The sequence below is a fragment of the bacterium genome (genome assembly GCA_021108215.1).
Classification (GTDB): Bacteria; Oederibacteriota; JAAXVQ01; order JAAXVQ01; family JAUVAV01; genus JAIORK01.
In genome coordinates this window covers 93,317-117,939 of record JAIORK010000036.1, presented here as the reverse complement: position 1 = coordinate 117,939, position 24,623 = coordinate 93,317, and the positions used below count along the sequence as shown (strand labels likewise).

Here is a 24,623-nt window from a genome sequence, read left to right as displayed (position 1 = left end):
GAAGAAAAGTTTGGCTTGCATATAAAAAAATAAAAGGGGGATGAAAAAGAACATGAAAAAAGGATTGATTGCCATAACGGCGCTGTTTTTATTGATGGGCGGGATGAATCTCGCAGAAGCAAAAAAAACAACCAAGACTGTTATTCAACAAGATGTATCACCTTCCCGGTTAATTGATACCATGAAACCGGGATTTGCTTTTGACGGCAGTATTGATATTAAAATGTTTAATATGACAAATGCGAATTTTATCGAGTCATCCGATTGGTATTTTTACCCGGTTTATCAGATTGTTGTGGCCAATGTTTTTAAGCAAAAGAATTTCGGGTTGTATTTGGATGTTGAAAAACCCGGTTATGCCAATATTACCTACCCCTTTATCAAAGTAAATGAATTGTTTGCCAAATTCCGGCAAGATGCCTTCTATGTTAAGTTAGGGCGCCAGGTTTTTGGTGACAAGGATGATTTGCTGTTGGGATTTGAAAATGACGCAGTCAGTCTTGGGTTTGATCTGGGAACAACCGATCTGCTTTTCTTTTTGGCAAGAACCCAGTTGATCACACCTTGGAACACAGGTGGTAACATTGAAAGTTTGATCGGGTTTGTGCCTGATTTTTCTTTTGGCAAAAATATGGGGCTGCGCGGTTATTTGTTGGTGGGGATGGAACCGATCACCATCACCTCCGGGACCCCGCCCACATCAGAGGACAGCGTGAATACGCTGATTCAGGCCGGCGGTAAATACTCCATGGATATGCAGGCCGGTTCGAAAGGCAAGTTCGGGTTGGATGCGCAGGTGGGTATTCAATTTGGTATGGCCAAAACCGCAGGGGATGATTCCATTGATGCGACCGCCCTGGGCATGAAACTCGATGCAGGCTATGCCATGCGGTCGAATGAAGATTTTGCTTTTAAAATCGCAGGCCATGTTGTTTACACAGGCGGCGATCCTGATCCATTGTTGAATACCAAAGCCGGTTTTGCCAGCTTAAACAATTTGTCTGAAGCCGGACCGGGGATGTTCTCTCAAATTCAGGATGGTGCCGGCCCGCTTACCTATTTGGATGGTAATCTCGGCAGCGTTAAAATCGACAGCTATATGGGCGTTTTGGTTTTAGGGGTTACCGGAGAGTTTGATTTTGGGATGGTTAAACCTGGTGTGGGATTATGGACCTATTCCGATACCGATGATGAAGGCGAGGCGCTGGGTGTGGAATTTGATCTCTGGGCTGCTGTCCCGATCTCGGAGATTGTCTCGTTTTACGGTCAGTTTGCGTATTTTGTCCCGAACCGGGATGGTATTGGCTGGCCGCCTTCACCGGCTGACGGACCGGAAAATGCGAGCAAATTTTTGGTTGGCAGCACCATTAATTTCTAGGAGCTGATATTATGAAATCAAAAGTTCTGTTATTTATTTTTGGAGCAGTCCTGGTTGCCGGTATGCTTTCAGCAACCGGGTGCTATAAGGTTCCGACCGCGCCGACATTGGTTACCAGTGGCGGCGGTTCCGGTTGTCCCGGAGGACATGTGGACGGTTATGTCGATGACTATGATAGTGACCTTGGCGGGGGGACGGATTCCGGCTCCATCAGCGGAACCATCAGCAATTCAAGCAGCGGTGCCGTTTCGGTGGTCGCGACCGATGTTGTGGACGGCAATAATTATTATTTAACCACAGTTGTCAGCAATGGGGCATATACCATATCGCAAGTATCGGACGGCACTTATGACGTGTCAGCTGTGGACGGCATTACACTTTTGACCTATTCCAGTGAGGTGACGGTTTCCGGTGGCGCCGCAGTGACTGGAATAGATTTTTCGTTTTAACGCAGCAGTGGATTTTTAGAGAGGGAAGGTGGCAGTAATGTTAAAAAATAATCTATGGGTCAGGTTGAGTTTTGCGGCGGCGGCGGTTTTTTTTATTACCATGGCGGGATGTTTTAACAACCCGGTCGACCCCATTACCGGTGGCGGCAGTGGCGGCGGTACTATACCGGTAAATTCGAGCGATGCCACAACGTCCAGCGTGACGGCTGGGTATTCTCAGGCCAATGATCAGGGGATATTTATTTCCGTGCGTGATCAAAACGGCGATGCCTTGAATGCGGCGTATTTCAACAACGCCAGTTTTGCCGTCAACTACAATGGCACTCAGATTGCTGCCGGTTCAATATCCGTGGCTACAGCCAGTGGGTCGGGACAGAGTATTTCCAGTTCACTGGTGCTGGATTATTCCGGGTCCATGGGTTCACAGGACATTACCGATATGGAAAATGCCGCAGTGACATTTGTGAATAACATGCAGGCAGCGGACCGCGGTGAAGTGATTAAATTCGGGAGCTCCGTGGTTCGTGAGATGAGTTACACGGCGGACAAAAGTGCATTGTCTACTGTTATCACAGGGCCAACCACCGCGGGCGGATCAACCGCCCTGTATGATGCAGTCTATATGGGACTCACCGATACAGCGCAGGAGTCCGGACAACGGGCAGTGATTGCATTTACCGATGGGTATGAAAATGCCAGTTCGCATAGCCTGACAGATATTGTAGGTTATGCACAAAATAATAGTATTCCGATTTATACAGTCGGTCTCGGCGGTGCTGATTCAACCACATTGCAGAGCATCGCGACTCAGACCTATGGGCTGTACTATGAAGCGCCCACCTCTGCTGAATTGGCGACTATCTACTCACGGATTGCTCAGATTTTTAATAACACCTTGCTTATTTCCTGGCCGTCATTTGTGTACCGTTCGGGTGATACCATTGTGATCACTGTCACCTACAGTTGCAGCACGGGCACGTATACATCAACCATTTCGATTACATTACCTTAAATGCAGTGAAAGGAGCAGGTATGAATTATCAAAAAGTTGGAATTGCTGTTCTCGCAGTATATTTATTGACCGGGTTTGGCAGTCAGGTTCAGGCTAAAACAAAAAGCATCGGGCAGATAATGCGCGATGCCGGTTTTAAGCATAAAAACGCGAGCTGGACGGCCGTAAGTACACACAAGGATGAGAAGGGGAAGACGGACACAACCCTTAGCAAAATCTGGTTTTCCGGGGACAAATACCGTCTGGAAGCAGTTAATGCTCAGGATGGCAAAGATGTGATTTTTATTGATGACGGCAAAATGAAATACATCTACATGCCGGATGAAAAAAAAGCGATTAAAATCACACCGGATATGGAATCTTCCTATGGCCAGATGATGAGCGCGGATATTATTGCTGAATCCGCACGTCAGCGGAAAAAAGCCAAAAAAACCGGAACCGGGAAAGTGGATGGAAAAAAATGCACAATCTATGAATACAAAACATCGCTCACGGTCATGAACAGCACCATCAAAGGTGATGTCAAGGAGTGGGTTTGGAAAAAAGAAAACTTTCCGCTTAAAAGCATCATGAAAACACCCCGGCAAAAGATGGATATGGGGTTCATGACCACGGAGATGCCGGCCGCGGAAACGACGACCATTATAAAAGATCTTAAATTTGGGAAAAAAATTAAGGCATCAATGTTTGTGCTGCCTAAAGGAACCAAGGTTGAGACAATGAAGGCACCTCCGGCCGGCGGGAGTAAAACCAAACGTCCGCCAGTGACAAAACAGAAATCCACCAAGCAAAAACAAGAGGAAATTCCCGAAGAAATACCTGCCGTAGTGAAGGACTTGATGAAAAATTTCTTTTAAGCAATCAATAATTTGTTGAGCAGGGATGTTTTTTGAGCATCCCTGCTTTTTTTTTGCGTGTCCAGCCGGGTGTACTTGTCGGAAGGTGGCCGTAGGGAACGGTCGCCCGGCATTCGCCAGGCAAGCTGACCGTTACTTACGGGTACCGTTTGGCGGTTTCTTCTGTTAAATCTTTATCGTGTGTCACGTATGAACAAAAGTTTACTTGTTGAGATTTTTCGTGTTCGTGTGTAAAAAACAAATAGTCTCCAGTTACGGTTCTTGATGACCGGGTTATTTAATATGGCCGTGGATGGTTTTTATACGTCAGCCGTATAAATTATTCGCTTGCTTAACCGCTCCGATAGCGCGTATGCTTATTCGGTTTTAAATGCTTTTTACCGGGTGGATTTATGTATATCAAGGTTGCAGTGCCGGTTCCTGGACTGCCCGATTTAACCTATCAAACAAAGGAAAAACAGCTGGTCCTGCCGGGAGTTCGTGTGGCGGTTCCATTGGGCAGGCGGGTTATCAATGGCGTGGTGGTTGAGACGGAAACCGTGTCCCCGGGTACCGTGCGAACGATTCGTTCAGTTGTCAAACAACTGGATTCGGAACCGGCGTTATCACCCGAATTGCTTAAACTGGGAAACTGGATCAGCGCCTATTATCATTGTTCCCGGGGTGAGGCGCTGGCAGCCATGCTGCCCGGTCCGGCACAGCCGGCCAGTATTGAAAAATACCGTCAATCACAGGAACAAGAACTGCACTTGGAAAAACCGCTGCGCGGTCATGCCCAAACGCTTTTGGAACGTTTGCAGACCGGACCTAAAACTCGTGACGTGTTACTACAAGATTTGCCGATAGCAGCGAGTGCCGCCTTGCGGAAACTTCTGCAAAAAGAGTGGGTGACCAAGCAGGTGGTTCCGGCATACGCTGAAACACCCGGGGAGTTGGAATCCTTCCAGCCGCTGGTCGGACCGGTTTTGACATCGGATCAATCAGCGGCACTGGATGAAATTGTAAAAGCAATAAACCAGAGATGTTTCGAAACTTTTTTATTACATGGCGTAACCGGAAGCGGGAAAACAGAGGTCTATCTGCAGGCGATTGCGCAGATTTTATCCCAGGAGCAAGGTGCGATATTACTTGTTCCGGAAATCGCGTTAACACCGCAGACCTGCAAACGTATTCGTGAGCGCTTTGGTAATCTGGTGGCGTTATTGCACTCGGGCTTGACACCTAAAGAGCGTGCAACCGCCTGGCAGCGTCTCCGCGTAGGTCATGCCCGGGTAGCTTTGGGACCTCGATCAGCTGTTTTTGCGCCGGTTCAAAAATTGGGTCTGATTATTGTGGATGAGGAATATGAATCTTCCTTTAAGCAGGATGACACGCCACGTTACAACGCCCGGGATGTGGCGGTGGTACGGGCGCAAATGCAAAAGGCGGTCCTGATATTAGGCTCGGCCACACCGGCGATTGAAACCTATTATAATGCATTGCAGGGAAAATATAAATTATGCTCACTTCCCAGGCGCGTGGATGATAAACAACTGCCGGAAGTCATAGCCGTTGATATGAGCCGGGAAATCAGCGAAAAACAAGGACCGCCGATTTTTTCACAGGCATTGCTTACCGCCTTGGCAGTACGCCTTGATTCGGGGGAGCAAAGCATTCTTTTTCTGAACCGTCGTGGATTTGCTCCGTGGGTCATGTGTCCGGCATGCCGGCATGTTTTGGTTTGTCCGGATTGCAGTGTTTCACTGGTTTATCATCAAGAGCAAGACCGTCTGATGTGTCATAGTTGCGGTCATACAGCATCCGCAAGACCGGCATGCCCCAAGTGCGGAACTGCTTGTGTGCGCTTGGTCGGCGCAGGAACGCAAAGGATAGAATCCGAACTCAAGCATTATTTTCCGCAGGCGCGGGTTTTGCGTATTGATCAGGATACTGCGCGGCGGCGGGGAAGCCTGGAAAAAGCATTTGCTTCGTTCGGCAAAGGGGAAGCGGATATTCTCATCGGCACTCAGATGGTGGCCAAAGGGATTGATTATCCCAACGTGACTTTGGTGGGTATTATTTCTGCGGATACAGCATTGCATTTACCTGACTTTCGTGCAGAAGAAAAAACTTTTCAATTGATGGTGCAGGTTGCCGGTCGCGCCGGGCGGGGCGGCAAGCCGGGATTGGTTCTGGCCCAGACCCATACGATCAACCATCCGGTGATTGCATTGGCGCAGCAACAGGATTACAAAGCTTTTTTTGATCGGGAAATCCAGCAGCGCCGGGAATTGGATTATCCGCCTTTTACCAGAATGGCGGTCATCATTTGTCGCGGCGTTCAACCGGCTGCGGCACTGAAATTGGCCAATGTGATTGCCGACCGGATGAAACGTATTGCACAAAAGCACGATAGACTATTGGGCCCGGTACCGTCGCCGAGGGAAAGAGTTGCCAAAGAGCACCGCTTTCAGATTTTGGTGAAATGTCCGACCGTTGCGGCAAGGAGACGTTTGTTGGATGTGGTGGATTCCATGAGACCGGTCTCCGGGACGCGCGTTATAATTGATGTTGATCCGCAGAACATGTTGTGATAGTTTCATTGTTGCAAGAAAAGGTGAAAGTGGCTCAAGCAGGTTTTTCAGGTGTGTGTTCACTGCTGTTTAAGTTATAAAACACACTGTTTGCTATTCGTCCTAAGTGATGATTTTTAAAGGAAAACTGATACTGTATCTATACGCTAGAGCCGGATTTGACGATAAAGACCCTTGCCGTTTCATTGAAACTCGTGGTGCGTTTTTTTTCTTTAAAAATCAGCACTTAGGACGATATGGTTAGCTGCCGTATTTTTTAATTTGGACATATATGATGTGTTTTGTAGAATAAAGCCCATATTTAAAGGAAATTATTTGGTGAAAGAAAAAGGCTGGATTCGTGGAGAAACCTTTTTTAGCAGGCGATCAGTCGCATCTTGAAACTCCGGATGTGAATGTTATATAATGTGTGAGTTTATTAAAAGAAGGTGATATTATGGCAATACTGGAAATATGCAAGTGGGGGCATCCTGTATTAAAAACCAAGGCAAAAACGGTGGATGCCATTACAGATGAGATTAAGAAATTGGTTGGCGATATGTATAACACGATGGCAGCTGAAAACGGGCTGGGTCTGGCAGCCAATCAGGTCGGCATTACAAAAAGAATATTCGTGGTGGAAATTCCGTCAAAGTCCGGTCCGGCTGAGAAATATGCCATGATAAACCCGATCCTTGTTTCTAAGAGCAAGGCCAAAGATACGGCGGACGAAGGTTGTTTATCTTTTCCGAATATCTATGGTCCCGTTGAGCGGTCTGAAGAAGTGGAAATCCGCGCCATGGATATTGAAGGAAAAAGTTTTACAGTGAAGGGAACCGGCTTGCTGGCCAGGGCTTTGCAGCATGAGCTGGATCATTTGGATGCCATTGTATTTGTAGAAAAAATGAATGTGGTTTATCGGATGCGCTTTGCCAAGCAGTTGCGCGCGCTGGCTAAGCAGACCAAGCAATTGCTCATGCAAAAAAAGGTTGTGTCATGAATGTTGATGGAGAATCTTTACGTCCCCGGCTGGTTGTGATGGGGACGCCGGATTTTGGTGTGCCGGCATTTCGTTGTCTGCATGCGCAAGGATTTCCCATTGCCGGGGTAGTGACAGCGCCGGACCGTCCGCGGGGACGCGGACAGAAGGAGGCGGTTTCTGCTGTCAAGCAGATGGCAGCAGAACTTAATCTGAAGATTTTTCAGCCGGAAAAAGTTAATGATGAAGCATTTTTACAACAATTGCGTGAGTTAGATGCTGATATCCTGGTCGTGGCTGCGTATGGACAAATTCTCAAGCGGGCACTCCTTACGCTGACCCGGTTGGGGTGCGTGAATTTGCATGCATCTTTGCTTCCCAAATACCGGGGTGCCGCACCGATTCAATGGGCCATTGCCAACGGTGAATCAAAAACCGGCGTGACTGTACAGATGATGGCGGAACAAGTTGATGCCGGCGATGTGATCGTATTAAAATCAACCGTGATCGGTCCGGATGAAACCGCGCCGCAGCTTTACCAGCGGTTATCCCAAATGGGGTGCGCGGTCATGGTAGAAGCGCTTGAAAAGTTGGCTGTCCAGGGACCCGGTTGCGGAATACCCCAGGATGCCTCTCAGGCTACATCGGCACCCCGGTTGGGCCGGGATGACGGGTTGATTGACTGGAAGAAAACGGCACAGGAAATTCATAATCATGTGCGGGCATTTAATCCCTGGCCGGGAACATTTACACATATTGAAAAGGAACATCTAAAAATTACAGCGACCCGGTTAGGTGAGGTTGAAGTATCCGCAGAGACGGTGCCGGGAAGTGTTTTGGAAGTTGATGATAAAAACGGGTGGCTGGTAGCGGCAGGATCGCAAACCGCGCTCCGTGTTATGACCGTACAATGCGCCAATTCCAAACAAATGTCCGCACAGTCCTATACCTGCGGTCATCAAACCGGAATCGGCAGCATACTCGGCGGCTCTCTACAAGATTAGAGAGCGGGGGGTTCGGGGGCGAAGCCCCTGAGTCGGATAGGAGGGGCCAGCAAAACGCATCGGCGTTTGCGTCGGGGGAACCTTCGGTTCCTCCGAAAGCTGAGCTGAAGGAGGGTGTGAATCGTGGCCAAAAAGCGTATCATCATCGTTGATGATGATCCAAGTATTGTTGAATTATTTCATGATATTCTGGAAAGCAAGGGATATGACGTTCAGACATTTCATCGCGGTTGGGAAGCGCTTCAGGCAGTATCCCGACAGCATCCGGATTTGATGGTTTTAGACATTATGATGCCCCGGGTGAATGGCTATGAAGTCTGTCAGATTATGAAGGAAAATCCGAAAACCAAGGATATTCCGGTTATTTTTCTGACCGCCCTTTCTCATCAGGAAGCTTTGCGTTTGGCGGCTGAGGGCGGGGCGGATGATTTTTTAGTAAAGCCCTGTACCCCGGAGCGTTTGGTGCGGCATGTTGAGCGTCATTTGAATAAATCCAAGGAAGAGAAGGCATGATGATAAATTTAGAGAAGCAGTTGGATATGGCAAAAAATACCCTGTTGGAAATATTAGGTGAAAATGTCATCGCGGTGTTGGTATACGGATCAGCGGCCGTGGGTGATTATTTGGACAAATCCTCGGATATAAATCTTTTGGTCGTGTTGAAAAAAATTGATCTTTCTGTTTTAGATGCGGTGCGCCGGTTTGTGAAAAAAATGGGAACTGCCAAAATGACCGCACCCTTGTTGATGACACCCGAACATATCCAGACATCGACAGATGTTTTTCCAATAGAATTTTATGAGATCAAGGAAAAACATCGTATGATTTTTGGCGAGGATATTTTTACCGGGCTGGCGATTGATCCGAAAAATTTACGGCATGAGTGCGAGCATGAACTCAAGGGGCGCATCATGCGCATTCGACAGAGATTTCTTGAAATCAAAGACAGTGTGCCGGCGCTTAAGCAGTTGTTTCTATCCGCCCACAATGCAAATTTTCCCGCTTTCCGTACGGCACTGCGTTTGAAGCAGGTTGATCCGCCTGTGAAAAAAGAGGAGGTCACGGCGGCATTGGCGGAACAGTTTGGTCTTGACCGGGATTGTTTTAAAACGATCAGCCAAATGCGGTTGGGGACCATCAAACTGGATGTTCCCGGATTGCGTACATTGCTTGAAAAATATATGATTGAGGTTCAAAAACTTGCTGCAATTGTTGATCAACTTTAAAAAAAATCTATTTGTTTTAGGACTTGTTTTGGGAATGGCCGTTCCGGCATGGACGGCGGCAACCCCGGTGGAACCGGATATCCCCAAACCAACGGGATGGGTCAATGACTTTGGTAATGTGCTTTCCAGTCAGTGGGAGGCGCAACTGACCGAGATATCAACCGGACTGGAAAAAGCCACCAGTGCGGAGCTGGTGTATTTAATTATGCCGACCATTGCACCTTTTGATGATTTTACGTATGGGATGGCGGTGTTTAAAGCCTGGCAGATAGGAAAAAAAGACAAGGATAACGGACTCCTGATTTTGTTGGCGCTCAAGGAGCGGCGTATCCGCATTGTCAATGGGTACGGGCTGGAAGGGATTCTGCCGGACGGTAAACTGGGACGTTACCGTGATCAGTATCTGGTTCCCCAGTTAAAAGCCAGTCAGCTGGGCAAGGGTTTGGCTATGTTGGGGGCGGTGATTGCGCAGGATATTGCCAAAGATGCCGGTGTTACATTAACCGGTGCGGCTGCCAAGCGTGTGCCGCGCCGTAATAAGGGTTTTCCTTACAGCACTTTGATAATGCTGGGTATTATGATTACGCTCTCGGTTGTATCCCGTTTTAGAAGGCGGCGCGGCAGGTATGTTGGCGGCACCTATATTCCGGGCGGTTATTACGGCAGCGGCGGCGGCGGCTTCGGCGGCGGTTTTGGCGGTTTTGGCGGCGGGTTCTCCGGCGGCGGCGGCGTCGGCGGCAGTTGGTAAAAAAACAGGTGTCTTCACCTGAAAATATTGGTTGAGGAGGATGACTGGAAATGGAAAAATCAGGATTGGCTTTACTCACGCTTTTAGGTATTATCCTGGCGGTTTGTCTGCTGGTTTTAATGGGGGTGGTGTTTTACATTATCGGCAGTTATAACAGTCTGGTAAAAATGGATGAATCGGTGAAGACCGCCTGGTCGCAGGTGGAGAACCAGTTGCAGCGGCGCAATGACCTTATTCCCAATTTGGTGAATACGGTGAAAGGGTTTGCAGCCCAGGAAAAGGGGATTTTCGAGCATGTGGCCGATGCCCGGGCCAAATTGGCTGGGGCGCAAAATGTGGGCGCCAAGATTAAAGCGGCCAATGAGGTTTCTTCAGTGTTGGGAAGGTTGCTTATGATTGTGGAGAACTATCCGCAGTTGAAATCAGATCAAAATTTCCGGCAATTGCAGGACGAATTGGCAGGGACGGAGAATCGGATCGCGGTGGAACGGATGCGCTATAATGAGACGGTTAAGCAATACAATCAAAGCATCCGCGTTTTTCCCAAAAACACGATTGCCGGTTTTTTTAAATTTGGAAAAGCGGAATTATTTGAAGCAGCGGAAGAGACAAAAAAAGTCCCTACAGTGGATTTTAATAAATAGTAGAACCGTTGCCAATGTAGAGACGTAGAGGTTGGCATTGTAGAGACGTTGCAATGCAACGTCTCTACGACGGCTGCGGCAAATTATTTTCCCATCAGGAAGATGATTTGCCGGAGCAGTCCAGGCGGCCGCTCCTGTAGATACGTTGCAATGTAACGTATCTACAGGGGAGGAAAGTCCGAGCTCCCCGGGCAGAATGCTGGGTAACACCCAGTCGCGGCGACGTGAAGGAAAGTGCCACAGAAAATATACCGCCCTGAGTTGATCCCTGAGCTTGTCGAAGGGGTCGCAGGGTAAGGGTGAAATGGCGAGGTAAGAGCTCACCGCGCTTCAGGTGACTGAAGTGGCAGGGCAAACCCCATTCGGAGCAAGACCAAATAGGAGGGGCCGGTATTTATTTGCCGGAACCGCAGCCCACGGTCCCCTCGGGTTGGTCGCTTGAGGCTCTGCGTAAGCAGGGTCCCAGATAAATGGTCGTCATCCCTGGCAACAGGGAAACAGAACTCGGCTTATGGACTGCTCTGATTTTTTTCATAATATGAAAAAAATCAGGGAACAGCAGAAAAGCCGATCAGCGGAACAGCAAAAGCAATCAGCTGTGGTCTGCTGTTCGGATGCTCAGTTTTTTTGATTTTTTTCATAATATGAAAAACAGCAGAGCACAGCGGAACTGCAATCAGCTGTGGTCTGCTGTTCGGATGCTCAGTTTTTCTTTGTTTGTTTTTTAATAGGACCTATATGATCTATAGGTCCTATTTCATTTTTTTGGAGGCTCCCTTTGATTATTGTTATGAAACCCGGCATTCCCATGAAGGAAATCCGTACCGTGATGGCGCGGATCAAGCAGATGCGTCTGGTACCTCATCTGCTGAGAGGTACGGAACGCAATGTGATTGCGGTTATCGGCGACGAACGTAATTTGCAACGCCAACCCTTGGAAGCCATTCCCGGCGTGGAAAGCGTCATGGCTGTTTTAAAACCCTATAAATTAGCCAGCCGGGAAAGCAAACCGGAGCGGACGGTTGTCAAAGCCGGATCGATGAGCGTTGGTGGTAATGAGCTGGCCGTGATTGCCGGACCCTGTACGATTGAAAATCGGGGCATGATGCTCGCCACTGCCAAAGCGGTCAAAAAAAATAAGGCCCATGCCCTGCGGGGCGGTGCATTCAAGCCCCGTTCCAGTCCCTATGCTTTTCAGGGATTGAAGGGGAAAGGTCTTCAGATGATCAAAGAAGTAAGACGGCTGACCAAACTGCCGGTGATCACCGAAGTGTTGGATCCGCGCGATGTCACAGCGGTCTCCCGGGCGGCGGATATCCTCCAGATTGGCACCCGCAACATGCAGAATTTTGAACTTTTAAAAGCAGCGGGAAAACAGAAAAAACCTGTTTTGTTGAAAAGAGGAATGGCTGCGGGCATTGATGAATTTTTGATGTCAGCGGAGTATATTATGGCTCAGGGAAATTATCAGGTTATTTTATGCGAACGCGGTATCCGTACCTTTAATGATTTTGCCAGAAACACGCTTGATCTGACCATTATTCCGGCATTAAAAGAAAGGACCCATTTGCCGGTGCTGGTTGATCCTTCACACGGAACCGGGAAACGCGATTATGTTGTTCCGATGTCGTTAGCGGCGATCGCGGCCGGTGCTGACGGTTTGCTCATTGAGATGCATCCCCATCCGGAGCGCGCCTGGGTCGACGGCCAGCAATCACTCTCATTTGATGAATTCGCCGACTTGATGGCGGCACTGCGGCGCATCGCACCGGCTGTGGGGCGCACCCTTTCGGAATAGTCATTGGGCTATTGCAGCTCCAAGCAGGCATGATCCAGACCACCCGGTATTGCTTTTATTCATACGAAACGATATAGATGGATAGGGTAAAACAATTTTCCAAGCAGCACAAACCATGAATCATCAGGTGTTTTTCGTGTTCGTATGAATAAAAGCAATACCGGGTGGTCGTTTCTGTAGTTAGGCTGTTGGTGTGAAAAACGCAAATTTTTCATTTAGTTAAATTCAACAAATTATCTTTATTTTGGGCAAAAAAAAATTTAGAATAGATTGGTTTGTATATGCCGGAAATCACTGCCATTCAACCACAAGTGAAACGAAAAAAGCGGTACTCCATTTTTATAGATGACGTGTTTTTTTTCGGTGTAGACCAGGCAGTGGTGGCCAAGTTGGATTTGAAAACCGGTCAGGTGGTGGAACCACAGGATTTACAAACCATTATGCGGAGTGAAGAGGAATTGCAGGTGCAAGCGCGCTGTCTGCGCTTGCTGGAGCGGCGGGCCCATTCCCGCTATGAATTGTCAGTGAAACTGCGTCAACGCGGGATTGAGGATGCGATTGCGGCAACGGTGTTGGATCGCTTGCAGCACACCGGTTTGATTAATGATCAGGTCTTTGCTGAGATGTTTATCCGGGACCGGATGACCATGGCATCCATGGGAACTCAGCGGCTTCAGTTGGAATTGATGAAGCGGGGCATTGACCGCCAAATCGTGGAGACGGCCATTGCCCAAGAGGTTGAAGGTGATGAAGAAGACCGCTGTTGGGAATTGGCAGAACGTAAAATGCGGGTGTATCAAAAACTTGATAGCGCAGTCGCCCGGCGGCGCCTGACGGCGTTTTTAGGCCGCAGGGGATTTCAGTATGAATGTATTCGTGCGGTGATGAACGATTTTTTTTCTGAGGGATAAAAATCCACGGGCTTGACCCGCATGATATATGATGATTTTTCTCGGGCTCATACTTGATACCCCGACCGGATGGATAATGTTTTTTTGGGACGCTATCGCAGCCCGTGGTATTTTTGTCGTGAGGTGTTCGCCCTGCCCCAAATACGGCAGGATGTCGCACCGATCTGCTGAACTATCAATTCGGTGCTCCACCTTAAATCGGCGATATTGACTCGCTTCATCGATGGGCTTACGCCCATCGTGTTCGCGCCAGCACGATAGCGGCCGGGTGTTTTAAACTATTTTGGAGGCAGGTATGACAAGCAGCGAAATTCGCAATCAATTTATTGAGTTTTTTAAAAAACAAAACCATGCGCATCGTCCCAGTGCGTCACTGGTCCCGGATGATCCCACCGTATTGTTTACGGTTGCCGGGATGGTTCAGTTTAAAGCCCAGTTTCTCGGTATCGGCAATAAATCATTTACCCGCGCGGTGACTGCGCAGAAGTGTGTCCGCACCAATGATATTGAAAACGTTGGTTTTACGCCGCGGCACCATACTTTTTTTGAGATGCTGGGGAATTTTTCTTTTGGCGATTATTTTAAGCAAGAGGCCATTACCTGGGCGTGGGAGTTTCTTACAACAGTTTGCAAGCTGGACAAAGAAAAACTATGGGTGACCATTTACAAAGATGATAGTGAGGCCTATGAAATATGGAAAAATGATGTAGGTCTTGCGGAAAAACGAATTGTCCGCATGGGTGAAGAAACCAATTTTTGGACCATGGGCGCGACCGGCCCTTGCGGCCCCTGTAGTGAAATTCTTTATGATATCGGACCCAAACCGGGCAAGCCTGAGGCCGGCCCGGATGAGGATGAAGATCGTTATTTGGAAATATGGAACCTGGTTTTTACCCAATTTGACCGGCAAGCCGATGGCAGTCTGGCACCCTTACCACAAAAAAACATTGATACCGGCATGGGACTTGAGCGTCTGGCAGCGGTGATGCAAGGTGTTTCCTCCAATTTTGATACGGATCTTTTTCAGCCGTTGATTCAAGCTATTGCCAAAGAAACGATGAAACGCTATGGCAAAGATGAAAAAAATGATAGTTCGATGAAAGTAATTGCAGATCACATCCGGTCATCCGTGTTTTTAATTGCCGATGGCGTGTTGCCGGGAAATGAGGGGCGCGGCTATGTTTTGCGCCGTATTTTGCGCCGGGCTGTGCGGCATAGCAAGCTGCTGGGGCTAAATGATGTTTTTCTCTACCGGTTGGTACCGGTTATTGTAGGTTTGATGGCAGCCCACTATCCGGAAGTAAAAGAACGCCGGGAGCACGTGGTCTCGGTGGTCAAAAGCGAAGAAGAACGTTTTCAGCATACACTTGATTCCGGGTTGGCGATTTTAAATGATACGATTGCCGAGGTAAAAAAAACCGGCAAAACCATTATTTCCGGGAAACAATGTTTTCAACTTTATGATACCTACGGATTTCCGCTGGATTTGACCCGGGAAATTGCCCAAGAACACAAACTGGGTATTGATGAAAACAGTTTTAACCGGGAGATGACGGCGCAGCGTGACCGCGCCCGCTCAGCTTGGGCCGGCAGCGGGGACCGGGTGATTTCTCCGGCTATGAGCATTTTGACATCCAAAATTGTTCCTACTCATTTTGCCGGGTATACGAATCTTATCGTGAAGGGCAAGGTTCTCGCATTGCTGCAAAAAGAGCAAGCCGTCAAAAATGTCAAAGCAGGCGATGAGGTGGTCGTGATACTGGATACCACCGCTTTTTATGCTGAATCCGGCGGCCAGTTGGCGGACAAGGGTGAGTTGTCGAATCATGAAATGCTGGCGGAAATTTCGGATGTACAAAAAACACCGGAAGGACATTTTCTTCATTTTGCAATGATGAAGCGGGGCAGTCTCGCGATCAATGAGTCGGTTCAGGTAGCAGTGAAAAGCGGTGAACGCACGGCCATTGCCCGGAATCATACTGTCACGCATTTGCTGCACGCCGCACTCCGACAGGTTTTGGGGAAGCATATTGAACAGGCCGGATCAGAGGTGCGTTCCCAGGACTTGCGTTTTGATTTCAGCCATTTTCAGGCGGTGACAGTTACTGAATTGGATCGTATTGAGGACATCGTTAATACAAAAATATTGGAAAATGTCCAAGTGGATACGCAGGAGCTTTCCATTGAGGAGGCCAAATCCAAAGGCGCGATGGCACTGTTTGGAGAAAAATATGGTGATCGAGTCAGGATGGTCCAGGTGGATGCGTATTCCAAAGAACTCTGCGGCGGAACCCATGTGCGGGATACCGGGGAGATCGGCTTGATGAAGATTGTGACGGAATCCAGTGTGGCTGCGGGTGTCCGGCGCATTGTCGCGGTAACAGGCGAGAATGCATTGCGCGAAATCAAGCGGCAACAAAATGTTGTGCGTGATGTCTGTCAAACATTACATACTTCTGAGGAAGAAGTTCCGGCCCGGGTGGAAAAATTAATGGTCCGGGTTAAGGAACTGGAAAAAGAAAAAGAAAAAAATATGATCAAGCATGCCAGTACGAGTGTCGATGATTTAATTCACCAAGCGACCAAAATTAAAGGTATTGCCTGTATTACCGCTGAGCTGCCGGGATTTAATATGAACGCCATGCGTGCGGCGGCAGATGCGCTTAAACAAAAAATCGGTTCCGGTGTGATTGTTTTGGGCACGGCGGAAGACGGCAAGGCGACCTTAATTGCGGCAGTGACAAAAGATTTACTGGATAAAAAAGTGCATGCCGGAAATTTGATTCGTGAGATCGCCAAAGTGATCGAGGGTTCGGGCGGGGGACGTCCTGATTTTGCGCAGGCAGGCGGTAAGAATCCGGAAAAGCTCAAGGCGGCTTTGGCCGCCACACCGGCGGTGCTGGAAAAAATGGTGACAGGGTAAAAAAACTGATAATCGGAAAAGATGTCATGAAGTGCGATATTCGGTACGGAGAGTGGTTGCATCCCCTGGGAATCGTATGCGGGATAGCCTGCACAAGCTAATGATCGCGTTAGCTGCCAAAGGACATTGTGCAAGCCGGGGGTGTGAATAAATAAAAAGGTGATGACCAAACAGGGTGGGGAAAAGCCTGATCATCCGGATCCTGGCAGCATACTTGCTCACTAGCTTGCACAGGCTTGGAGAGGATAGCAGCTTCAAGTTTGTTTTTTCAGGAACATGCAAATACATTTTTTCAAGGAGGCAGTCGAATGGATACAATGAAAAAAGTGTTTTTGGCAGGAGTGGGTGCGTTGAGTTTGTCCAAGGATCGCGCCCAAAAAATTGTTACGGAATTGATCGCGCAGGGAAAGATTCGGGAGAAGGAAGGCCGGAAATTGGCCGAAGAGATGATGCGGCGGGCTGAGAGCACACGCAAAGATGTCGAGAAAAATATTCACACGCAGGTGAATACAGTTTATACCAAAGTGAATGTCGCCACACAGGTGCAGTTGAAAAAAATGGAAAAGCGTATTCATGAATTGGAGCGGGAAGTGGCAAAAAAAAACAAGCCAACCGGACCTGCCAAGAAAAAGACTGCGGCCAAATCATCGGCAAAAAAGAAATCCGCCGGTAAATGATTCCGTTAAGCCAGATAGGCAGCACGATCCAGGATTTTAACCGGTTTGGTGAGATCCTGACCGTGTTGACCAAGCACGGATTTGGGTTTTTAATCGGCCGGTTAAATTTAGGCGGTTATTTACCTGCCAAGGAACGGATTGTCCGGCGCCAGAAGCAGAAAGCGTCAACCCCCACACGGGTACGGCAGATGCTGGAAGAATTGGGGCCGACATTTATTAAAATGGGTCAGGTGCTTTCCATGCGTCCGGATATTCTTCCGGATAAATATATTCAGGAGTTGTCAAAGCTCCAGGACCGGGTACCGCCGTTTACCGAACCCAGTGCGGAACAAGTCATCCGGCAGGAGTTGGGGGGGGCGGTCTCCGATCACTTTAAATCTTTTTCCAAGACACCTTTTGCCGCAGCTTCGATTGCCCAGGTCCATCACGCCGTTACCAGGCAAAATAAAAAAGTGGTTATCAAAATACAGCGTCCGGGATTGAAGCGGAAGGTTGAATCAGACCTTGAAATTCTGCGGTTCATGGCCAAGGCATGGGAAAATATTGAAAACAGTGATTTGCCGCGCCGCCCGGTGGAATTTGTGGACGAATTTGAAAGGATTATTCATGAAGAATTGGATTTTTTGATTGAAGCCAGACACCTGGGGCGATTTAAAAGGAATTTTAAAAAACGGCCGGGATATCGTTTTCCCGAAGTGTATTGGAATTTAACCACAAGCAAATGTCTGACATTGGAATATATTGACGGGATTAAACTATCTGCAATACCTGCGACGACCCCGGCACAAAAGAAAAAGGAGATCGCCCAAGCCCTGTTTGACGGCTATATTTTAATGACGCTGGAGGACTGCTTTTTTCATGCAGATCCGCATGCCGGGAATTTTATTCTTGCGAAAGACAATGCATTGGTTTTTTTGGATGCCGGGCAGGTCGGGCGGCTGGACAATGAAACCGTTGCCGCGTTTACAGATATGCTGCTGGCACTGGAGGAACAGGATGTCGATAATTTGGTGGATGCCTATTTGCGTCTGGGAACCGTGGAAGAGGGGATTGACCGCCGCCTGCTCAAACGCGAGGTGGGCATTTTTCTTGAGCAGTATTATGATGTGCCAATAGAAAAAATATCCTTTGGCAGGGCATTGCAGGATTTGGTGGGGCTTTCCACCAAATTTAAAATAACGTTGCCCCCGGATTTTATTGTTTTGGCCAAGACATTCCTGGGTGCCGAAGGCGTGGGCAGAAAACTCAATCCTAAATTAAATCTCATTGATACCGCCCGTCCCATTGCGGAAAAAATTATTCTCAAGCGGTATCAACCGCGTCAAATTGTTGAACAGTTTTATCACCGGCTACAGGAGCTGTACCGATTTTTATCCGGACTTCCGAACCAGATGCAGGACCTGTTGGGGAAACTTCAACACGGCAAGCTTAAAATGGAGTTTGAGCACAAAGGGCTGGAAGGGTTGCAGCATAATATTGATCGTACCGGCAATCGTGTCTCTTTTGCGCTGGTGGTCGCCGCATTGATTATCGGTTCTTCGCTTATTTTGGCTTCTCAGGTGGGACCGCAGTGGGGCGGTTTTTCAATTTTGGGTTTGATCGGTTTTCTCCTGGCAGGATTGTTCGGGCTTTTATTGATTATTGCCATACTGCGCTCAGGGAAAATGTGATGGCGAAAGCGCGTATTCTCGGGCTGGACTATGGCGTTCGGCGTATCGGGGTGGCGATTTCCGATCCGCTGGGGATTACGTCACAGCCATTGGCCACGCTTCGCAACCGCAAGGACAAGGTGATGGAAGAGATTGCTGCGATTATTCAGGAAAAGCAGGTTGCAACCGTGGTGGTAGGTCTGCCAAAACATATGTCAGGCCAAGAGGGAACCGCAGCGGAGACGGTCCGGTCTTTTGGCAACAGACTCCAGGAGCGCTGTACGGTTCCGGTTGAGTTTGTGGATGAGCGTCTCAGTACTGTCGCGGCCCAGCGGGTATTGACACAAAGCGGCATGTCCGGTCCCAAGCAGCGGCAGGTGGTGGACAAACTGGCGGCTGCGATTATTTTGCAAACCTGGATGGACTCGAAACGATTAATTTAAGAATATCCTGAAGGTTTGCATCCTTTTTAAACTAAAAAATGTATTGAATGAATATCTGGATTTGTTCCGGGCCTGCACAATAGCAAAGGGGAACATGGTATCCTTTTTTGCTTGTTTTTATTTTAAAAAGGATGCAAACCTTCAGGATGACTTGAGTGTTCGGGAATTTCCAACCAGCATACTTGGTCTTGTAAAATGCGCCGGCTTAATTTGCTGATACTACTTTGAATATTGCATTCAGAAAGCCTGTGTCCCTTTCAAAAATAAAAAAGCGCTTTAAAGAAGAAAAATCATTTCCCGGGCTGACCGTAAAACCCACTTGGAATATCCGGTCTTTTGCGGTTTTTATTTTTGAAAGGGACACAGGATTTCTGACATGCGGAAAATAAATGGAATTGCCGTGGGGCTGAATATTCAGAACAATATCTTGAAGAACCGCGCGATCCGCCGGGGGATCAGGGTCCAGCCCGCCCAGAAAGCATACCAGAGACAGAGCAGGCCGTATTTTGAACTGCGCATAAAATTAATCGAAGATGCCTCTTTGAAATATTTGGTGGGGCAGGATACCTCGCCGATGGAGATTCCCTGTTGGATGGCGGCGATTAAAAACTGATTGTCAAAAATAAAATCATTGGAAAAATTTTCAAAAGGAATTTTTTCCAGGACCTCACGCTTATAGGCGCGGTATCCCGTATGGTACTCGGAAAGCTTGGCGCCCAATAATAAATTTTCCAGCAGCGTAAGTACGCGGTTGGCAATATATTTATAGACCGGCATGCCGCCGAGCAAAGCCCCGCTGCCCAGGATTCTTGACCCCAGTACAATTTCATAAACATCGTCCGCCAAGAGGGAACACAACGAGCGTAAAAGTTTGGGCGTATACTGGTAATCGGGGTGGAGCATGACCACGATATCAATGTTTTTGCTCAGGACGGTGCGGTAGCAGGTTTTTTGATTACCGCCATAGCCGCGGTTGGCGTTGTGGATATGGGTTTCGATGCCCAATGATTCAGCTAATTTAGCGGTTTGATCAATGCTATGGTCATCAACAAGAATACATTCATCAACAATATTTTTGGGGATTTCATGATAGGTGGTTTCCAGTGTTTTTGATGCATTGTAGGCCGGTAAAACGACAGCGATTTTTTTCCCGTTGATCATCAGCAATTTTCTCCGGATTCAGTGAGGCAGACCAACACCATGCAGGCTTAGATGTTTCTTTCAGCAATATCCCCGATCACCGGGAGCTTGAAGGCGATGCCCTGAGAAGCTTTGACCATCATAAAAAGCCAGACTGAAAAAGCGGCAATCGACAGGAAAAAATTAAGAATAAATCCCAGGACCGGGATGACTTTGAGAATCATGATTATGACAAACAGTCCGCCGAAAAGCATGGTGGATTGCAGGGCATGAAAACGGACAAAGGGGTTATCTTTTTCAAGAATATAAAAGAAAATACCGGAAATAAACCAGAGTAAATACGCCAAAGCACCTGCAACAGTTGGTTCAATGCCTGATTTAGTGGTTCCCAGATTATTGTCGGAACGGCGGTGGGAATGCATCGCCATGGCAAAAGCCCCCTTTAATACTTGAATTTGAATATGGCGTTATTATAGGTATGAAGCCGGAATTTGTAAATAGGAAAGAAAGGTTTTCACCGGAGAACTTGAAAGCGTTGCAGGGGATTGCTATACTATATAAACAGGGATCTATTCAAGAAAATGAGTGATTTTTATGATTTTTTCCATTAGTCTGGTTGGATAGGCACTTGTGATGATCGTGACACGAAAATCTAAAAAAAGTTAATGGCACGATAAATTAGAAAAGAGGATTCCATGCTAAAAAAAACAGTGCTTTTTCTGGTGATGGTTATAATAGCCGGTCTGGCAGGTTTGAGTTATGCAGCATCACCTGTAAAAAAAATGTCGGCACCTGCTCTGGCAGACCGGCATGGCCGGGACTTGCCGGAGTATGTGGAAGGAGAGCTGCTTATTCAGTTCCGGGATAATTTTACAGCGGCTGACAGAAAAATGTTTAATGAACAAGTTGGTGCTGCGGCAGTATCGCAAGGTGAGGCCAAAGCGGCATTTCATAAACATTTTAAAACCCGCGTACGCCAACAGGTGATTGCCGGGTGGGAATTGGTTGAACTGCCGGCAGGTAAAGATGTGCAGGCCGCAATAGCGGAATATAAACAAAATCCGTTGGTGGAAAATATTGAACCCAATGGTCTGGTGTATGCCAGTGCTCTATCCACGTCCTATACGGCATTGAGCAGCATTGATGACACCTATTATGCAGACGGGTCGTCGCAATGGTGGCTTCATCGTACTCAGGGGGATGATGCGATTGATACTGGATATTATTTTAGTGCTGCCTCCCAAATCGTTGTGGCAGTGTTGGATACCGGGGTGGATGACGATCATACCGACCTGTCCGGCAGGCTGCTGAGCGGATGGAATTATGTTAGCGGCAACAGCGACACAGATGATGATAATGAGTGGATCGGCGGGACCCATGTGCGCGGTCACGGTACGCATGTGGCAGGTACGATCGCCGCTTTGGTGGATAATACTTCCGGTGTGGCCGGGACAGCCTGGGATAGCCGGATAAAGATTTTACCAGTCAAAGTGCTTAATAGTTCAGCCAGCGGTACATTTTCCAATATTGCGAGCGGGATTGATTATGCCCGGCTTAATGGCGCGGATATTATGAATATGAGTCTGGAGACCACAACGGATTCTACAGTCATCAGCACGGCGGTCACCAATGCCGATAGCGCCGGTATTCTGATGGTCGCTTCAGCCGGGAACAGTAATTATAATATGCGGATAACTCCGGTCTATCCCGGTTGTTATGCTTCGGTCTTCAATGTGGGAGCGACCCACTCATTGGACGGAGTTACCTATTATTCCAATTGGAGCGATCCATCCGGGTTGGTGGATTGCGTTGCACCCGGCGGTGCCTTGATTGAATATGCCACCGGTTGGGAGCCGGATGGCGGTGTGACCTGCACTGCCCGGGGCGGTGGATGGAGTCCGGTGGATGGGACCTCATTTGCTTCGCCGCAAGCAGCCGGTTTGGCTGCACTGTTGCTCTTGCAAGATTCCACGCGCACATCGGCCCAATTAAAAACACTCATTACCAACGGTTGCGAAGGCGGGGATGCGCGTGTGGTGGGCGCAGGCAAAATTAATATTGTCAACTCACTTAATGTCAGCCCGATCACACCAACCTCTACGCCGACCATAAGCGGAACACGGACGTTTACACCTACGGTATCACCGACAGCAACTATTACATCGACCCGGACAGTAACAAGAACCGCAACCATGACCGCGACTGTTACCCCGACACCATCAGCCACAAGAACCGCAACTGGGACACCGACGATTACGATGACACCGACTATTTCGCCTACACCAACCATCACCCCAACCAGCACGCCTACATCAACGATTACCGTGACGTCGACGCAAGTGCCACTGACTTTGGCAGAGGATGAATTTCAAGCTTATCCGCAGCCGGGCAAAGCATTTGTCCGCATTGCGTATGCTTTTTCCGGAACTGGAAAAGTAACCTTGCTGGTATACAATGTTGTAGGCGAACAGGTTTTAAGTGTAGAAGACACACCTGTGGATCGGGGTGATTTTGGAATCACAGAAATTAATACGCAGGATATTGGTTCGGGTATTTATTATCTGCACCTCAAGGTGGAAGATGAACGCGGAACCAGAAGCATCATTGGCAAAATTGCCATTACAAAATAGGGAACCGGGAGTGTAGGGAACGGTCGCCCGGCATTCGCCAGGCAAGCTGATCGTTCCTGGAGTAAGGAGTTCTATGAGAAAAAATATTTTTTTGGTTGGACTGACTTTGTTATGTTTGCCAATTGCCGCGCAGGCGGTTTCTTTTGGCGAGACCGGGACCGGAACGTTGACATTACTTATGTCTTTAAATGAGGCCGTGGCGACCTATTTCACCTGCGGGGCAACCGGCAACATCAACCGGATTCATCTATATGTATCTGTGCCGGCTAGCGCCAATGGCCGGGTGGCCATCTACAGTAACAGCGGAGGACTTCCCAGTACACGTTTGGCAGAAAGCGGGTCGCAGGCGCTGGTCACAGGTTGGAATACATTTACTGTTTCAGATACTTCCGTGACCAATAGTACGACCTATTGGCTGGCCTACCAGGTCAGCAGTAATACGACTGAAGTGGGAGCGTATAATGATGTGGATCCGAATCGCTGCCAGGTTCGTGTGTGGACCTATGGTTCTTTTGACAATCCTTTTGGTGCGCCGGACTACAGTATTTCATACCGGGCTTGTATTTATGTCAGTGAGGTAGTGCCTTCGCCGACCTGTACGCCGACATCATCAGTTACACCCACGGCAAGCCCGAGCAGCACGTATACCGCTTCACCGACTGCGACGCCGACCGCGACGATTACCCTGACCGCAACGCCGACCTCAACCCCGACTACAACCTTGACCGCGACCCCGACTCCCACCCTAACCGCCAGTGCGACCCGGACCTCAACCCCGACCATAACCTTGACCGCGACCCCGACTCCCACCCTGACAGCCAGTGCGACCCGGACCGTGACCCCGACCATTACGCATACAATGACACAGACCCCGACCTATACAGTCACCCCGACGGTTACGGTGACTCCGACAATTACCCAGACCGCGACAATTACCTTGACCCGTACGCATACCCCGATTCACACGCCGACCGTGACCCCGACGATTACCGAGACATCAACGATCACGCACACCGCCACCATTACACAGACACTCACCGTGACCCAGACCTTTACCATCACGCAGACCAGGACCATAACTCCCACGTATACCATGAGTCCGACGATCACAGTGACATCGACGATTACGCTGACCAGTACACCCCGGCGGTCGGCACCTGATTTGGAAGATGTGATTATTTATCCCAATCCCTGGAAAGGTGATCTGCCCTGGGTGCAAAAACGTATTGTCTTTCAGAATTTGACCGAAGATGCGACGATTCGGCTCTTCAGTATAGACGGCCAACTGGTTTATACACTGGAATCCGGGGCAAACGATCATGGCGGCATGACCAGTTATCCGGGCAATACCGGCCAGGCGCAATGGGGGATGGCCAACCAACAGGGTAAGCCGGTGGCATCGGGTGTGTACATTTATATTATCCGGGATAAGGCCGGGCGGGAACGCTGCGGCAAGCTGGCGATCGCGCGCTAAGCATTGCGAGGAATATCCTTAATTTTAAAAAACAGCATGAATTAATTGTATCAAGGCTGTCTCGGAAGGTGTGCAGGGGAAAGGCGCGGACTGCATTGTGCAGACGCGCGGGATATGGTATAAAAAAAA

At 48.5% G+C, this 24,623-nt stretch carries 21 protein-coding genes and 1 other RNA gene; 20 read left to right on the top strand and 2 right to left on the bottom strand.

From position 1 onward, the window contains the following. Positions 1-52 precede the first annotated feature (52 nt). The 18 genes from K8S19_08460 to ruvX all read left to right on the top strand — a co-directional run bounded on the left by K8S19_08460 (position 53) and on the right by ruvX (position 19,250). Complete coding sequence (locus K8S19_08460; GenBank protein MCD4813707.1) at positions 53-1,378, top strand: hypothetical protein; 1,326 nt, start codon at positions 53-55, stop codon at positions 1,376-1,378. A gap of 11 nt (positions 1,379-1,389) precedes the next feature. Further along, positions 1,390-1,827, top strand: a complete 438-nt coding sequence (locus K8S19_08455; protein MCD4813706.1) for a hypothetical protein — start codon at positions 1,390-1,392, stop codon at positions 1,825-1,827. A gap of 37 nt (positions 1,828-1,864) precedes the next feature. Beyond that, positions 1,865-2,839: a VWA domain-containing protein gene (locus tag K8S19_08450; protein MCD4813705.1), complete on the top strand. Its 975-nt coding sequence runs from the start codon at positions 1,865-1,867 to the stop codon at positions 2,837-2,839. Positions 2,840-2,859: 20 nt separating this feature from the next. Then, positions 2,860-3,696, top strand: a complete 837-nt coding sequence (locus K8S19_08445) for a hypothetical protein (protein MCD4813704.1) — start codon at positions 2,860-2,862, stop codon at positions 3,694-3,696. A gap of 392 nt (positions 3,697-4,088) precedes the next feature. Further along, the gene (priA, locus tag K8S19_08440) at positions 4,089-6,269 is read left to right on the top strand and encodes a primosomal protein N' (protein MCD4813703.1); all 2,181 of its coding nucleotides are present in this window, start codon (positions 4,089-4,091) and stop codon (positions 6,267-6,269) included. Positions 6,270-6,705: 436 nt separating this feature from the next. Next, entirely contained in the window at positions 6,706-7,248 is a 543-nt protein-coding gene (gene def / locus K8S19_08435) for a peptide deformylase (GenBank protein ID MCD4813702.1), read from the top strand. Then, positions 7,245-8,231: a methionyl-tRNA formyltransferase gene (gene fmt / locus K8S19_08430; GenBank protein ID MCD4813701.1), complete on the top strand. Its 987-nt coding sequence runs from the start codon at positions 7,245-7,247 to the stop codon at positions 8,229-8,231. The genes def and fmt overlap by 4 nt, the downstream gene beginning before the upstream one ends. Positions 8,232-8,354: 123 nt before the next feature. Then, a complete protein-coding gene (locus K8S19_08425; GenBank protein MCD4813700.1) occupies positions 8,355-8,744 on the top strand; it encodes a response regulator in 390 nt (129 codons plus the stop codon). Next, entirely contained in the window at positions 8,741-9,457 is a 717-nt protein-coding gene (locus tag K8S19_08420; protein ID MCD4813699.1) for a hypothetical protein, read from the top strand. Before K8S19_08425 ends, K8S19_08420 begins: the two co-directional genes overlap by 4 nt. A gap of 34 nt (positions 9,458-9,491) precedes the next feature. Continuing rightward, the gene (locus K8S19_08415) at positions 9,492-10,205 is read left to right on the top strand and encodes a TPM domain-containing protein (GenBank protein ID MCD4813698.1); all 714 of its coding nucleotides are present in this window, start codon (positions 9,492-9,494) and stop codon (positions 10,203-10,205) included. 50 nt (positions 10,206-10,255) lie between these two features. Further along, positions 10,256-10,849, top strand: coding sequence for a LemA family protein (locus K8S19_08410; protein ID MCD4813697.1), 594 nt, complete (start codon positions 10,256-10,258; stop codon positions 10,847-10,849). Positions 10,850-10,961: 112 nt separating this feature from the next. Next, an RNA gene (rnpB, locus tag K8S19_08405) (RNase P RNA component class A) lies at positions 10,962-11,376 on the top strand. Between the two features lie 251 nt (positions 11,377-11,627). Continuing rightward, the gene (gene aroF / locus K8S19_08400; protein MCD4813696.1) at positions 11,628-12,647 is read left to right on the top strand and encodes a 3-deoxy-7-phosphoheptulonate synthase; all 1,020 of its coding nucleotides are present in this window, start codon (positions 11,628-11,630) and stop codon (positions 12,645-12,647) included. A 281-nt stretch (positions 12,648-12,928) separates the two neighbouring features. Continuing rightward, a complete protein-coding gene (locus K8S19_08395; protein ID MCD4813695.1) occupies positions 12,929-13,558 on the top strand; it encodes a recombination regulator RecX in 630 nt (209 codons plus the stop codon). 295 nt (positions 13,559-13,853) lie between these two features. After that, complete coding sequence (gene alaS, locus K8S19_08390; protein ID MCD4813694.1) at positions 13,854-16,481, top strand: alanine--tRNA ligase; 2,628 nt, start codon at positions 13,854-13,856, stop codon at positions 16,479-16,481. A gap of 308 nt (positions 16,482-16,789) precedes the next feature. Further along, entirely contained in the window at positions 16,790-17,158 is a 369-nt protein-coding gene (locus K8S19_08385) for a phasin family protein (GenBank protein MCD4813693.1), read from the top strand. Then, the gene (locus K8S19_08380; GenBank protein MCD4813692.1) at positions 17,155-18,828 is read left to right on the top strand and encodes an AarF/ABC1/UbiB kinase family protein; all 1,674 of its coding nucleotides are present in this window, start codon (positions 17,155-17,157) and stop codon (positions 18,826-18,828) included. The genes K8S19_08385 and K8S19_08380 overlap by 4 nt, the downstream gene beginning before the upstream one ends. After that, complete coding sequence (ruvX, locus tag K8S19_08375) at positions 18,828-19,250, top strand: Holliday junction resolvase RuvX (protein MCD4813691.1); 423 nt, start codon at positions 18,828-18,830, stop codon at positions 19,248-19,250. The genes K8S19_08380 and ruvX overlap by 1 nt, the downstream gene beginning before the upstream one ends. A gap of 414 nt (positions 19,251-19,664) precedes the next feature. On the opposite strand, the gene K8S19_08370 is transcribed toward ruvX, so the two are convergent. Both K8S19_08370 and K8S19_08365 read right to left on the bottom strand, forming a co-directional pair. Continuing rightward, positions 19,665-20,411 (bottom strand): glycosyltransferase family 2 protein, encoded by a 747-nt coding sequence (locus tag K8S19_08370; GenBank protein MCD4813690.1) that lies wholly within the window; start codon positions 20,409-20,411, stop codon positions 19,665-19,667. 47 nt (positions 20,412-20,458) lie between these two features. Continuing rightward, positions 20,459-20,782, bottom strand: a complete 324-nt coding sequence (locus tag K8S19_08365) for a hypothetical protein (GenBank protein ID MCD4813689.1) — start codon at positions 20,780-20,782, stop codon at positions 20,459-20,461. Positions 20,783-21,085: 303 nt separating this feature from the next. On the opposite strand from K8S19_08365, the gene K8S19_08360 reads away from it, so the two are divergent. Together K8S19_08360 and K8S19_08355 are read left to right on the top strand one after the other, a co-directional pair. Continuing rightward, on the top strand, positions 21,086-23,020 hold the full coding sequence (locus K8S19_08360; protein ID MCD4813688.1) for a S8 family serine peptidase: 1,935 nt from the start codon (positions 21,086-21,088) through the stop codon (positions 23,018-23,020). Positions 23,021-23,093: 73 nt separating this feature from the next. Then, the gene (locus tag K8S19_08355) at positions 23,094-24,494 is read left to right on the top strand and encodes a hypothetical protein (GenBank protein MCD4813687.1); all 1,401 of its coding nucleotides are present in this window, start codon (positions 23,094-23,096) and stop codon (positions 24,492-24,494) included. The last annotated feature ends 129 nt before the right edge of the window (positions 24,495-24,623 follow it).